This window comes from Clostridium estertheticum, from assembly GCF_011065935.2.
Lineage (GTDB): Bacteria > Bacillota > Clostridia > Clostridiales > Clostridiaceae > Clostridium_AD > Clostridium_AD estertheticum_A.
Window position 1 is genome coordinate 4,776,745 of sequence record NZ_JAAMNH020000001.1, and the last position, 15,239, is coordinate 4,791,983.

The 15,239-nt window shown below is 32.0% G+C and carries 10 protein-coding genes; 2 read left to right on the top strand and 8 right to left on the bottom strand.

The genetic code is table 11. From position 1 onward, the window contains the following. Window positions 1–218 precede the first annotated feature (218 nt). Window positions 219–2,006 (bottom strand): sigma-54 interaction domain-containing protein, encoded by a 1,788-nt coding sequence (locus tag G9F72_RS22735; RefSeq protein ID WP_164959586.1) that lies wholly within the window; start codon window positions 2,004–2,006, stop codon window positions 219–221. 191 nt (window positions 2,007–2,197) lie between these two features. Here G9F72_RS22735 and G9F72_RS22740 point away from each other — a divergent pair, with 191 nt between their 5' ends. Both G9F72_RS22740 and G9F72_RS22745 read left to right on the top strand, forming a co-directional pair. Continuing rightward, window positions 2,198–2,902 (top strand): DUF421 domain-containing protein, encoded by a 705-nt coding sequence (locus G9F72_RS22740; protein WP_164959585.1) that lies wholly within the window; start codon window positions 2,198–2,200, stop codon window positions 2,900–2,902. Between the two features lie 16 nt (window positions 2,903–2,918). Beyond that, on the top strand, window positions 2,919–3,284 hold the full coding sequence (locus tag G9F72_RS22745) for a DUF4363 family protein (RefSeq protein ID WP_224676221.1): 366 nt from the start codon (window positions 2,919–2,921) through the stop codon (window positions 3,282–3,284). A gap of 685 nt (window positions 3,285–3,969) precedes the next feature. On the opposite strand, the gene G9F72_RS22750 is transcribed toward G9F72_RS22745, so the two are convergent. The 7 genes from G9F72_RS22750 to G9F72_RS22780 all read right to left on the bottom strand — a co-directional run bounded on the left by G9F72_RS22750 (window position 3,970) and on the right by G9F72_RS22780 (window position 15,235). After that, window positions 3,970–6,117, bottom strand: coding sequence for a HelD family protein (locus tag G9F72_RS22750; protein WP_164959598.1), 2,148 nt, complete (start codon window positions 6,115–6,117; stop codon window positions 3,970–3,972). Window positions 6,118–6,168: 51 nt separating this feature from the next. After that, window positions 6,169–7,257, bottom strand: a complete 1,089-nt coding sequence (locus G9F72_RS22755; protein ID WP_164959584.1) for a dipeptide epimerase — start codon at window positions 7,255–7,257, stop codon at window positions 6,169–6,171. 223 nt (window positions 7,258–7,480) lie between these two features. Continuing rightward, window positions 7,481–8,872, bottom strand: coding sequence for a dipeptidase PepV (pepV, locus tag G9F72_RS22760; protein WP_164959583.1), 1,392 nt, complete (start codon window positions 8,870–8,872; stop codon window positions 7,481–7,483). 429 nt (window positions 8,873–9,301) lie between these two features. After that, on the bottom strand, window positions 9,302–11,224 hold the full coding sequence (locus G9F72_RS22765) for an OPT family oligopeptide transporter (RefSeq protein WP_164959582.1): 1,923 nt from the start codon (window positions 11,222–11,224) through the stop codon (window positions 9,302–9,304). A 651-nt stretch (window positions 11,225–11,875) separates the two neighbouring features. After that, window positions 11,876–12,394, bottom strand: coding sequence for a signal peptidase I (gene lepB / locus G9F72_RS22770; protein WP_164959581.1), 519 nt, complete (start codon window positions 12,392–12,394; stop codon window positions 11,876–11,878). Window positions 12,395–12,568: 174 nt separating this feature from the next. Continuing rightward, the gene (locus tag G9F72_RS22775; RefSeq protein WP_164959580.1) at window positions 12,569–13,957 is read right to left on the bottom strand and encodes an alanine/glycine:cation symporter family protein; all 1,389 of its coding nucleotides are present in this window, start codon (window positions 13,955–13,957) and stop codon (window positions 12,569–12,571) included. Window positions 13,958–14,074: 117 nt separating this feature from the next. Further along, complete coding sequence (locus G9F72_RS22780) at window positions 14,075–15,235, bottom strand: FAD-dependent oxidoreductase (protein ID WP_164959579.1); 1,161 nt, start codon at window positions 15,233–15,235, stop codon at window positions 14,075–14,077. Between the last annotated feature and the right edge of the window lie 4 nt (window positions 15,236–15,239).

Genomic DNA, 15,239 nt, shown 5'->3' on the forward strand with positions numbered 1-15,239 from the left:
TCCCTATATGATTTGCTAATGTAGATTATAGCAATCCGCATTCCAATAAAATCAAATATATCAAAAACTTATGTAGTTCTTATGAATGTCTTTAGATATACCTAATACCTATTTATAGCAATATCCATGCCAAGAAAATAATACTAATAATTACCCTTCCAATTTTGTTTTTTCTCAAAATGATAAAAAAACAAATGAAAACAGTATCAAAATGAGAATTATTTCTCACTTTGATACTGCTCTATTCTATATTCTTTTAATTTTCTATACAGTGTTGCTCTACTTAATTCTAAAGCCTCAGCAGCCTTTGTAATTGATTGTTTGCTATGTCCAAAATGTTCTAAAGCCTTTAAGATTTCTCTTTTCTCTAACTCCTTAATAGGTACAATTCCTACATTTTTATTAATTTCCAAAGTATTTGCTGAAACTTTCAACCTCTTAGGCAAATCCATACATTTTATAACTGAACTACCACACATATTTACCGCATATTCTATGGTATTTTCCAGTTCACGTACATTCCCCGGCCATTGATAATTCATAAAAATTTCTAATACAGCATCCTCTATTTCACTTATATGCTTTTCTAGCTTAACATTACATTTTTCCAAAAGATAATCCACAAGAATCACTATGTCATCTTTTCGATCTCTTAATGGAGGTATATTAAGGGGAATTACATTTAATCTATAAAACAAATCTTGCCTAAACTCGCCTTCTAGTACTTTCTTTTCTAAATCTTTATTTGTAGCTGCAATAATTCTTACGTCTATAGGAATGGCCTCTTTTCCACCAATCTTCTCAATAACGTACTCCTGGACCACCCTTAAAAGTTTAGTTTGAAGATGAATAGGCATATCTCCAATTTCATCCAAAAAAATAGTTCCCTTATTTGCTAATTCAAATTTTCCTGCCTTGCCTCCTCTTCTTGCCCCTGTAAATGCACCATCCTCATATCCAAAAAGCTCACTTTCTAGCAATTGTTCTGGAATAGCTGCACAATTTATAGGAATAAAAGGACCCTTAGCTCTAGTACTATAAAAATGAACAGCCCTTGCAAATAATTCTTTTCCCGTTCCACTTTCTCCCTGAATAAGTACTGTAGAAGTAGATTTCGAAGCTTTTTCTGCTTCTACTTTAACCTGCTCTAAGCAGGAACTACTCCCTATAATGCTGTCAAAGGAAGTGACCATAGTACCTGTAGTAATATTGTTTACTGTTTTTAACAAATCAGAAATATTACTAAAGGAACATACTATGCCAAAACTTTTATCACCAATACTAATAGGCTTTGCATCAAAAACTCCCCTAAAATGATGGTTATCCCTATTATAAGTGAATTCTTTATTTTTTAAATTCTTATGTTTCTCAATAAGCAGATCAAAATCTAAACTGCCGATAAGATTTTTTATATTGGTATTTAAAATTTCGTTTCCCTTGAGCTTAAATAGCTCTGCTGCTTTGGTATTATAATGAAGAATATTTCCTGCGTGATCTGCTGCTATAATCCCTCTATCTACAGAATCAAGAACTATCTCAAGTTCGAGTGCCAAAAGCTTTATTTGCTCTGTATTTTCCTGTTCTAATAACTTTGATGATATTAAATCTGCCATTCTATTTAAAAAATTCATTAAGTTTTCTTTATTATTTATAATAGCATCCCTTTGTTCTTCTTCAAAGGCAATAAGACCAATAACTCCAACAGTCTCATTCCCCACATTAATTGGACAACAGACCTCTGCAAATTCCTCGCAATTTTGGACATTCTCACATTCCAGGCAAGTAAAATGTTCCCCAGGATTTTCAATAATAAAGCTCTTTCCTTGTGTTAAAGAAAATCCAAAAGCAGATTTTTCATTTACTTTTTCGCCAATACAATTTCTATATCTTCCAGTACCTGCTATTCTATTATAATTGTTATCTACAACAGTCACATCAACCCTTATGACACTTGATATTGCCTCAGAAATCTTCTGAACATTTGAAACAATTTTTATCAAATCCATCCCTATCATCCTTTTGTTTTTTGCCTAGATACACGCTTATTATATATCTGGTGCCACCCACGTGGCAAGTGGCAAGTTTCTCGGCTAGATATGGGGACGGTTAACAATTAATTGAAATATTTTATTTAAAATTTCAAAAATAAATACAAATGATAAATTTGGGGATAATATCATGGAAAGAAGGTGTTTTTATGAATGAAGGTCTCATAACGTTAGTGAGAGGGATTATAGGTTTTTTTACCTTATTAATATTTACTCGTGTTCTTGGAAAACAACAGATTAGTCAGCTGACGTTTTTTGATTATGTAGTTGGCATAACTATAGGTTCTACAGCTTCATCTCTAACTACAGATTTAACTAGCAGAGCATGGCCTCACTGGGTAGGCTTATTTACTTGGACTGTCTTATGCCTAATTTTGCAATTAATAACTCTTAAATCAAAGACTGTTGAAAAATACCTAGATGGTGAACCCACTATTGTTATTGCAAATGGGAAAATACTTGAGGAATCTATGAAAAAGTTTCGTTACACTATAGGTGATCTTCTAGAGCAATTAAGAGATAAAGATGTTTTTGATCTAGGAGACGTAGCTTATGCAGTATTAGAAAAAAATGGACAATTATCCATTTTAAAAAAAGCTGAATGTGATTCAGTTACACCAAAGGATTTAAAGATTAAAGCTTCCATCGCAAATATTGATGTTGAAGTAATTTATGATGGAACTATTTTACAAGATAACTTAACTAGCATTAATAGGAATGAAAAATGGCTAATGACGAAATTAAAAAAGAAAGGTATTAATGATGCTAATGAAGTATTTTTAGCTACCTATAATGCGACCAGTGGTTTATTTATAGATCGTTATGAAGATGACGTTGAAAAAAAGGACAAATAAAAATAAAGGAGTAATTATGAAAAAATTTATATCATACGCTATAGCAATAGTTACTTTAACAGTCTTTGTACTTTTGATGTTAGGTGGTAATTATTTGAAAAAGCCTCGCAACCCCTCAGAAGATGTGATTTCACTTGTAGAGCTGTCTATAGAACATGCAAAGGTTGAAAAGTGGGATATACTTCAGCAAGATATCGCAAGTATTGATACTGCTTGGAAAAAAATTATACCACGCATTCAATTTAGCGTAGAAAGAGATGAACTATATAATATAAGTTTAAACCTTGCAAGACTTCGCGGTTCCATATCCTCCGAGGATAAAACTAGTACACTAATAGAATTAAATGAAATTATTGAAGATTGGGAGGAATTAACGCGGTAGTTTATAATGTTCAATTTAAAAGGCTCTATTATAGTCGCAGAGACAAATGCTACTACTTTTACAATGGGTGGTAGCTTTTGTTGTGTAAAAAACTATGCAGAAATTTCTTTCCCTTTTAGTTCATAGAGTACTAAGTTTAAATTATCGTATATAGTAATTCGTCAAATACAATTTCTTTATAAAATTGCTTCTCTAACAAAACAGATTACCTGTATGGGCATAATGATTCTAAAGGAGGCTATCGCCTTTAAAGACTTTTAAAAGCAAAATCTATGTGCACAAACATATTTGCATTGTAATATAAATTTCAATAAGCCTACGGCTACGCTAGCGCTTTTTTAGGATAAATTAAAATGAATTTTTACGGACCAATGATGGCTATCGATTAACCCTGAGACACGATGTCCAACGGTGACCATATGGAATTTTGAACTAAACTCTTTTTTCTTGTATTATGCTAACAAAAGTATATATTGCGCAGAATGCATTTGAGCAAGCCTTAGAAATTCTAAATTAATTTTAGTGGAAGAGACGTTAAGAAAATTACATGTTTGAGAGTTAGCGAGTTTGTAATTTTTAGTCTCTTTCAATAAAATTAATTTAGAATTTCTTGGCGACGCGAAAGCATTCAAGCAATATATACTTTTCGTTATAGCATAATATAAGAAAAAATTTTCAGTCCATTTTAGAATGAACTTTTTTTAACCACATGAAGCTCATGCAATGCTCTAGTTGCCATCACATATCTTAGCTTATCCTCTTGCTTATATTCATCACCGGTATCACCTGGGCCTTCTAGCACCATGATAACTGCATCAAACTCAAGTCCCTTAGCAAAATAGGATGGAATGACCACAATTCCACTATGATACACTGCATTTTCATTGCTAATAATTTTAACCTTAGCACTATCTTTAATTAACTTATAGACCTTTTCTGTTTTACTTATATCTTTGCAGATAATTGCAATATTTTCATATGCCTTACTTTTAAAATATTCAATTTTTTGTTCTATATAACTTTTAAATTCATCCTCTTCAAAAATTGATTTTTCAGTTACAGCTTCACCATTTCTTACTATAGGAACAATAGGCTCTGCACTCAAGTATTTATTAGCATACTCCATAATTTCCACTGTAGATCTGTAGCTAGTATTTAGTTTAAACTCCTGAACATTACATTGTGGGAGTATATTTTTTAAGTCGTGCATAGGAAGACTTCCCTCATATGGAATAATCCTTTGATTACTATCTCCAACTATAGTTAAGGAAGTACACCTTGTTAATTCCTTTATTACTAGGAATTGAAGTTGATTATAATCCTGAGCCTCATCTATTACTACATGTTTTATCTCCTCAGAAATTTTTATTCCCTCTAACTTAATTTTAAAATACAAGATACCGCCTAAATCATTTTCCGTTAATCTTTTATAGCCATTGATCTTGTTATATAAATCAACACAGTTTCCATACTCCATCCAAGTAAGATCTCTTTTTAACGTTATTACTTCTTTAATAACTTCTCGTATTTTGAGTCTTCTATTAAACTCCAAATCATTTACTTTAAAACTCTGTTCTTCTTCAGATAATGAAGATACAGTTTTTTCATATTCTTTTTGTATAAATCTAACTTTTTCATCTCTAACATCCCTAATCTTAGAATAAATAATTCTTTTAATTTTCTTGCTTCTTCTAAATAAGGGCATAGTTTTAAAATAATTATAAAACATTTCCATTATGTCTTCTTTAGATAATATTATCTCATTCATAAAAAATATATCTTCAATTTTAAAGTACTCATTCCCTAATTTTTCTACCGCATCATCAAGGAAATTTTTATACTCTATAGAGTTTTTATACATAATGTCTTCTGTAAATTCACTTTCCCCACTCAGTACTTTTTCCATGTATTCTTTTAGACTCATTACTTCCTGAATCTCTAAAATATCAAAGGCAAAGTCTCTAAAGGTTGTCTGTTTAACCCCTGATTCTCCAAGGCTCGGAAGCACTAAAGATATATACTCCATAAATACATTGTTTGGTCCGAGTATTAGAACCTTATCTTGAAGTATTTTTCTGTAATTATAAAGTAAATATGCTACTCTATGAAGTGCTATAGTAGTTTTTCCACTTCCTGCCACACCATCCACTACAATGGTTTTGGTTCTTGGTTGCCTTATTAAATCATCCTGCTCCTTTTGTATTGTCATTATTATATCTTTCAACTTTTCTGAAGCATTGCTACTAAGCACCATTTGAAGTATCTCATCTTTTATATCTAGAGCTGAGTCAAACATACCCATCAGCTTTTCTTTTTTTATAATATATTGTCTCTTAGCTAGAATGTTTACGAGTACCTTTTCTTTAGGTGCCTCATAAACAGCCTCCCCTAGTGCACCAGTGTAAAATAGAGATGCAATAGGAGCTCTCCAATCTACTATTAGTGGTTCATATGTATCCTCTGGCGTAACTCCAAATCTTCCTATATACATTTTATTAATACCAAAATCTTCTTCTGAAAAATCAATTCTTCCAAAATAAGGAGAGCTCTTAAGCTCCGTTAACTCCTTAAGTCTTCTATCAATAGTTTTAAAGGCTTCTTCTTTAACATATATCTCATGATCAAAATATTCTATTACCATATCTTCATCATCTCTATAGTCTTCAATTACTTTTTTTCTATATTCTAAAATATATCTTGTGATTTCCTTTCTCTTTTCAATATATTTTAGAATTTCTTCACTAATAATTTCAACATCAACCTTCAATTTTTCTTCTTCTATATTGAATTCTAATTGCTTCTTTAATTCCACTTCTATGAGAGTATCACCCATATCATATTCGTTATTATTCAAAACTATCACCCCATTTCAATGGTTATATTTTTATAAAATTTCATGCCATCCAATAATATCTACAATACCAAGGCCTGGAGAATCATTAATACTTATTCTATTTCCTGTAACACAAGCTCCACCAATTATTGAATCATGCTCAAATAACAGCATAGTATCTAGGTCTGCTTTAATCATATTAGATTTTGATGCCGCAAAACTAGTTGCTGCTGTTATGCCCATTCTACTTTCTAGCATACAGCCCATCATGCATCTTATTCCCATATTTTCTGCCATATTGTATATTTTTATTGCATTATTTATGCCTCCACACTTCATAAGCTTTATGCTTATAAGGTCTGCTGCTCTTCTTTCAATTATCTTAAAGGCATCTGAAGGACCAAAAACTGCTTCATCTGCAAGAATTTTCGTTTCCACATTATCCGTAACATATTTTAGTCCATCTATATCCCAAGCATTAACTGGCTGCTCAACGAACTCAATGTCTAGTCCCATATCTTCAAACTTTCTAATAATACTTACAGCTTCCTTCGGTCTCCACCCTTGATTAGCATCTACCCTTATTTTAGTTCCGCGCCTTACTGCTTTTCTTACTGCTTTTACTCTCTCTATATCAAGGTCTATATCATTTCCAATTTTTACCTTTAAATATGTATACCCATCCAATACGGCTTCTAAGGATTTCCTTACCATTTGTTCCACAGTATCATTTGCTATTGTAAGATCTGTAGTTAATGAAGTTTTGTATCCTCCCAAAAATTTATAAAGTGGCAATCCATATTTTTTACAAAGTAAATCATATATAGCAATATCAATAGCCGCTTTCGCACTATTATTTCCGTGAATAGCATTGTGAATTACTTTCATAATTTCTTCAAGATTATCAATGTCTAGACCTATGATATCAGGTTTAATATAATTTATTGCACCAATAATTGAATTCTCTGTTTCCCCAGTTATAGAAGGTGTTGGTGCTGCACTACCATAACCTACTTCCCCTGTATCTGTAATCATCTTTATGACTATTTCATCAGAGTATGTAAGAAATCTCTTTCCTACTCTATATGGCTGTTTCAAAGGGGTACTAATTTTCCCCATTTTGATCTCTTTTATTTTCATAATTATCCCTCACTATAAGTTTAATATTATTTATAGAGTTTAACTTGTTCATAATATTATATTATACCTCTATATTCATTTTAATTCTACAGCTTTTATATTAATTAATTGCAAAAATATACTGCTTTAAAATACTAAGACCTATATCTTATTTTATAAGATATAGGTCTATAAGTTAATGCATTTTTGCTAAGACTTGCATCTTATAAAATAAGATGCAAGTCTACTTAGCTAATTCATATAATGCGTGAGCATATATTTTAGCATTCTTCATTAAATTATCAATAGTGATATATTCATTTTTCTTATGAATAGTATCTGGTTCTCCTGGGAACATTGGTCCAAATGCTACAGTGTTAGGCATTTCTTTAGCATAAGTTCCTCCCCCAATAGATACTAATTTAGCTTCTTCTCCAGTTTGCTCAGTGTAAACTTTTTGAAGTGCTTTGATAATTGGGCTTTCTGGTGAAAAGTATAATGGCTCTTGATGAACAAAATTTTCTACTTTTATTCCAGTTCCTTGTATTTTATTATTAAATGGATTCATCATATCTTCTAATTTGTTTGTTACTGGGTATCTTAAATTTAAAGTCATTGTAGCAGAATTTTCATCCATACTTACAACTCCTACATTAAAAGATAATTTCCCTGAATTTTCATCTTCAAGACAAACGCCAAAAGACTCACCATGTGTTTCCATACCTATATTCACATTTAAAAATTCTACAAATGTTGCCACATCGTTTGTTCCAAGTTCTAACGTTCCAAGGAAAGCAAATAATTGCATTATAGCATTCATTCCAAGCTCTGGTGTACTTCCATGAGCTGCTTCACCTATAGATTTAATTATTACCATATCTTCTTTAACTTCTGCTGAAAGCTTGTAATCCATTTTTTTTGCAAAAGCATCTAATGCTATAATAACATTTTTTGCGTCCTTAGCTACAATTGCCGCTTCACAATAATCAGGTACTATATTAGCTACTGACCCACCCTTAATATATTTTATGTGGTTTTCACTTGAATTCACTTTATTAAAATCTTTTACAATGTTGAAAATAGTTATACCTTTTTCTCCATTAATTATTGGATAGTCTGCATCTGGTGTAAAACCAGCAACTGGTGCTTTTTCTTTTTCTAAGTAATGTTCCAGTTCCTTGCTTCCTGTTTCTTCATTAGTTCCAAATAAAACTCTGATTCTTTTAGAAATAGGCAATTTTGCATCTTTAATGGCTTTTAGTCCGTACAGTGTTGCCATTATTGGCCCTTTATCATCTGTAGTTCCACGTCCGTACATTTTACCATCATGAATTTCTGCACCATAAGGTGGGTAAATCCATCCATCGCCTTCAGGCACTACATCTAAGTGACCTAAAGCTACAACATAATCTTCACCTTGTCCGTACTCTGCATATCCAACATAACCATCTAAGTTAACTGTATGAAAGCCTAAATTCTTTGCAGTATTTAAAGCAGATTCTAGTGCTTTAGCTACACCTTCGCCAAAAGGCATGCCAGGTTTTGGTTCACTTTCTATACTCTTAATTCTTATGACTTCCTGAGTAGACTTAACAATATCTTCTTTCATAGCGTCAATTAATTTATTTAATTCCATATTAGTTTCCCTCCATTTTTAGTCTACATTCGTAGCTATATTCACATAAATCGGTTTAAACCACTTTATGTGGGTTTAATGTATTAAAGTAGATAACCTAATAAAATAGTTAAACTACTAAATTAGCTAGTTAGGGCATTATATTTATTATTTATTGAGTCTAATATTGTATACCGTAGTTAAATTATAACATTAAGTAGTTTTTTTGTCTATTTTCGTAGCATACAAGTAAATCCATAATCCAAGTCCAAAGAACATCAATTTAGAGAATTGTGGCTTGCTGGAAGTAATAAATAAAGATGGCAACTACAATGCAGTGCCATCTTTTGTATTTGAAATTTATTTTTTCTATACAGTCACAATATTGTCTTTATCTATTTCGCACTCTAAATTATCAGAGATTTTAAATATCGTGTTTAAACATTTTTATTATTTTTTAACATTTTTTACCTTACTGTTCATTATAGGTATTATAGTAGCTATTACTAGACCTACTAATATTAAAAATGCCATTCCATTAGAAGCACCAAACCCACTTGGTCCACTTCCTTTTATAACTCCTGTTACTTGAAGTATTATACCTACAAGTCCTAATATAGAACCACCGGCAACAAGTCCAGAAGATAAACTTATACCATTAGAAACTTTAACTTCTTTTTCTATTTCAGTTTTAGAAGTTTTTTCTATAAATGCACGAACTAATGCGCCTATTAAGATTATAGAAGTTGTAGCTATTGGTAAATAGAATCCTATAGCAACTGTCATTACAGGAAGTTTTAATAAAAATAAAACAACTCCCATAACAGCACCAACAATTATCATAACCCAAGGTAATTTACCTGACATTATACCATCAGTTAATGTTGCCATTAAGTTAGCTTGAGGTAGTGCAAACGGAACATTATCACCAGTCATTGCAAGTTTGCTTGAAAGTAATAATATAGTACCAATAACTACTATAACACCAACTATACCCGATATAGCAAAGTATTTTTGCATTTCATTTTTGTCTCCACCTACTATGAAAGTAACCTTTTGTGATTGAGCGTAACCTCCACCTACAGATATAGCAGTAACCATAAATGTACCAAATAAAAGTAAAGATTTGTTGTTTGCAGGATTTTTCCATCCCATTGCAACAAATAACAATGTTACAACAACTATAGAAGCTATAGTCATACCGGATACAGGAAGGTTTGAAGTTCCTATAGTACCAGTTAAACGACCAGAAACTATAACAAATAGTAGTGATAAGAATAATGATAGAATAGAAGCTGTGATTGCCATTAATATATTACCACCAGATACCACGAAGCCTCCTATAAAAGCTACTACTATACCACCAAGTAATATCATGTTTCCAACAGATGAACTGCCAGCACCATTTGAAGCCTTAGCATTCATAGTTTCTTTTATAGAAGATATTATAGTAGGTATTAGCTTTATAGCACCTATTAAACCACCAGAAAGCATCATACCAGCACCAATATATTTTACATAACTACCAGCTATATTTTTAACTTGCATAGCGTTTATAGCAACACTCGGATTATTCCATACAGTTACACCATCTCTTCCAAGATTTGAGAAGTAACCTATTAAAGGCATAATACCGAAGTTAGATAATATAGAACCAGCAAACATAGCTACTGAAACCTCTATACCAACTATAAATCCTATACCTAATAATAGAGGGCTAACTTCAACTTCAAGTTTCCACTTGTAGAAAGATTCGTTTACATAGCTTATAACGTTGTTAGCTACATTCAAAAATGAACTAGTTATAACAGTTATAATACCACCAATTCCGAACCCAATTCCCATGTACTTCATTGAATCTCCAGCACCTTCTGAAGCAACAAGTGTTTCAGATATAGCCATTGACTCAGGGTACATTAATTTACCGTGTTCTTCAATCATTAAGTAATTGTGAACAAGAGCAGCTACTCCTATACCGAATAAAACTCCAGCTACACCAACAACAAAACCTTCTAAGAAAGTAACTTTAGAACCTATTAAAAGAATTGCTGGTAAAACGAATATTATACCACTAGCAACAGATTCTCCACCACTTGACATACCTTGAACTAAGTTTTTGGCAAGTATACCTTTATGCTTAGCAAATGCAGCTATAAATGCTGAACCTATTATAGAACCAGGTATACCAGCAGCAACTGTAAGCCCTGATTTCATACCTGAATAGGCAGTTGATGCTGCGAATAAAGCAGCTAAAAAAATACCAATTATTAATACGGCAACGTTTCCTCCAGATTTAGAACCACTGGAAACGTAAGGAACGTAGTCTTTACCATCTACTCCACCATATGCATCTTTTGACAATTTATTATCCATTAGAAGTACCCCCTTTTATATTTATTGAACATAATCATAACATAGTCATACCTAGAATTATTGATATTGCCATTATTTCTGGCATTGCTTGACTAGCTGGTACAAATGGTAAATAATCTTCACCTTTATTACCACCGTAAGCTGTATGAGAGAGTTTTTTAGCTTTCTCCTTGATATATCCTCCTTTAATTGTAAATGTTAATCATTTGTTAATATAATTTATAATAGCATATGTTTTAAAAATAACTAAACATGAAATTCCGTTGTTTTTGACGAAATTCTCATATTAAATTAATTTTTTACTTATATATCTACAAAATACTCCATTTTACATCATTTTACACTATATTTTTATTCTTTTACTATGTATTTTGAAACTATACAGATTTTCTTTTTAATTTTCTTAAAATTCTGTTAATTTAGATGTATTTTGTTTAATAACGCTCAAAAAAATACCTACAAATCTTTCCCAATTTTTAAGATAGTTTCTTAGCAAATGTAAAGCTTTACTAGGATATTTATGCCTTAAATTTCCTTTAATTGTGATTATACTACAACCATTTAACAGTGCATATTTTAACTTCAAAAAACCTTTTCAAAAAAAATGAAAATAGCAGATGTATAAACTTGCATTCATACTCTGCTATTTTATTATTTTAATTTTCCAAATCTGCTAAAAGGACTAATTATAATTCTTGCTTTGCCCATTATATCTTTCTTAGGTATAAAAGGCTGTGCCCAATACCTGGCATCTAATGAGTTTATTCTATTATCTCCCATAAAAAAGTAACTGTCCTCTGGAACTTTAAATTTTACTCCTGCTTTGCCACCGGGATTTTTAACATAGCTCTCGTTTACCTTTTCCTTGTTTATGTAAAGTGATCCATCCTCTTTAATTTCCACTTCATCATTTGGTAATCCAATAAGTCTCTTTATTAAATCTTCATTTAATTCATCAGAATGGAATACTATTATATCGCCACGTTTAAGATTGTTCTTATTATGGACTCTTGTTACTAAAATCTTATCATCTAGGTTTATAGTTGGGAGCATTGACCCAGTTGGAACCGACACATTAAAGAAAATAACCTTATTTATGATAAATGCTATTATAATTGCTGCGAGTATTGGCAATATCCAATCTTTAAATACTTTTTTTAGAATATTCATGATTTTCTCCTCTCAATTCAAATACATTAATATTTTATCACAATATTTACAATATAGCAGTATTTAAAATTTAGTATATGTAAACAATTCTTAAACTTTTAGTGCTTTCACGCTATAAAATAAATAAAGCCCCTGTCATTTTAACGTGCCAGGAGCATTATTTATAAAATTCTATTACATTGGTAAAGATTTTCCTTTTTCATCAACTTGTCTTATTGGATCAGTATCTATTGCTTCAAGGTTATCATCCCATAAATATTTCTTAGTTTCACTAACAATTACAGGGCTGAGTAATATTAAAGCAACTAAATTTGGAAGTGCCATTAATCCATTAAATAAATCTGCTAAATCCCAAACTAGAGTAAGTGAGAATACTGAGCCAATGAAGACAAATAGAACCCAAAGTACTCTATAAGGAACAATTGCTTTTTTACCAAGTAAGTATTCGATTGCTTTTTCTCCATAGTATGACCAACCAAGTATAGTTGAAAATACAAATGTAATAAGTCCTATTGTTAAAATTATAGGTCCTATAACAGGTATTGCTGCGAATGCTTCTTTAGTAAGTGCAGCGCCCTTTAATCCTTGTTTCCAAAAACCTGAATTTACAAGAACTAAGCCCGTCATTGCACATACAACAACTGTATCCCAAAAAGTTCCTGTTGCTGATACTAGAGCTTGCTTTACAGGGTTTCTTGTTTGTGCTGCTGCTGCAACTATTGGTGCACTACCAAGACCTGATTCATTTGAGAAAAGTCCTCTTGAAACACCATATCTCATTGCCATCATAACACCTGCTCCAGCGAATCCGCCAGCTGCAGCTTGAGGTGAGAAAGCATCTCTAAATATTAATGCTATTGTACTTCCAATAGTTTTGTAACCGATTGCAAGAAGTATAATACAACCAAGTACATAGAATATAGCCATGAATGGAACTAAAATATCGCAAACCTTAGCTATTTTCTTTATTCCACCCAATATAACAATTGCTACTAATATGGCCATTAGAATTCCTGTAGCCCAAGTTGGAACTTTAAAAGTTTCATATACCATGGCAGATACTGAGTTAGCTTGTACCATACAGCCAATACCAAAAGCCGCAACACTTGTAAATAATGCAAATAATACTCCTGCCCATTTTGCATTAAGCGCATGTTCTAGAACATACATAGGTCCTCCTGCCATTGTACCATCTTTAGTTTTAACACGGTACTTAACAGATAATAAAGCCTCAGAATACTTTGTAGCTATTCCAAAAACACCTGTTAACCAACACCAAAGAACTGCGCCTGGTCCACCAAGGCCAACTGCAGTTGCAACACCAACTATGTTTCCAGTTCCTATAGTAGCTGCAAGCGCTGTGGTTAGTGCACTAAATTGGCTTACATCCCCTACACCAAAATCATCTTTAGTTACAGAAAGCTTTATAGCCTTAAATATGTAACGCTGAATAAATTTAAGCCTAAAAGTTAAAAATAAATGAGTACCAAACAATATAACAATAAGTGGTATGCCCCATATCCATCCATCAATTTGGGCAATTAGTTGGCCGAATGATTCCATAAAAAATTCCCCCTTTTTTAGTTTTATCACACTTATTATATATTATTTAGAACTTTTTATAAATCAGAATTTTCCGACAAATTCTTTTATAAACCTCTTCATAAAGTTTAAAACTTTTCAATAAAATTTAAATTTTTTCATAAACCTACAATCAATAAATCCCTTTAATTTATAGCTCATTCCCCCTGATATAGCCATTCCCTGGTACTGCATAATCGCTTGTTTCTCCCCTGCGGATATAATCGCCAAATAGTTTTTCTGAGGTATATATCTCTGTAATCCTTCATTTCTTATGAATCTAAGTAGATTTCCATACAAGTATGGGGCTTCCCTTATAGCATAAACACCAACCTTCTTTACATATGCGAACTCAGAAAAGGAGATACAGTCTCCTGCTCCGAAAATAAAATCATAATCAACGGACTGAAGATATGAATTCACTATCATATAACCATCCTTATCAACGCTAAACCCTGATGATTTATACAGTGGATTTGCCTTTGGGCCAGCAGCCCATATTAAAAAATCATAGTTTATTTGTTTCCCAGACTCCATGAAGATATCCTTTTCTAAAATACTCGATATTTTATGATTAGATAATACTTTAATTTTATCTCTATTAAGCTTTCTCATGGTTTTTTCTCTGACGTTCTCATGGTAACCCTTTAATATTAAATTCCCACTGTGTGCTAAAGTGATTTCTATGTTTTTCTTCATTATGTCAGATAAGGCTTTTAAGGCAAAAGCCATTTCAATTCCTGCAGCTCCAGCACCTGCTATCACCACCTGACTTTCATAAGCCGTCAGCCCTATGAAGTTTTTCCTTAGTGCAATTAGGTTTCCTAATGGCTTGATACACCACGCAAATTCCACAACTCCCTGAACATTTCCCCCTGCCATATCTGAACCTGTATCCAATGAAAGAATATCAAAAGGCACTATTTCATCACTTTCCAGAGTAACGCATCGATTTTGCGCATCAATTCCAGTTACCCTACCTTTAATAAACTCCACCCCACTGTGCCTACACATTTTCCTTAAATCAAAGGAAATTTCTTCTAAGCCATAGATTCCTTCCACATATCCAGCGGCCATTCCTGAATAATACTGATAGTTAGAATCAGACACAAGAAAAAGGTCAACACCAGGAATAGGTTTTAAAGCAAACTGTTTTATAAGGAATATATGAGCATGACCACCACCCACCAGCAATAATTTTTTAGGTTTTTCCATAATAATTTTTTTTATAATTTTAAACATTTCTCTAATCTTTATCATCCTT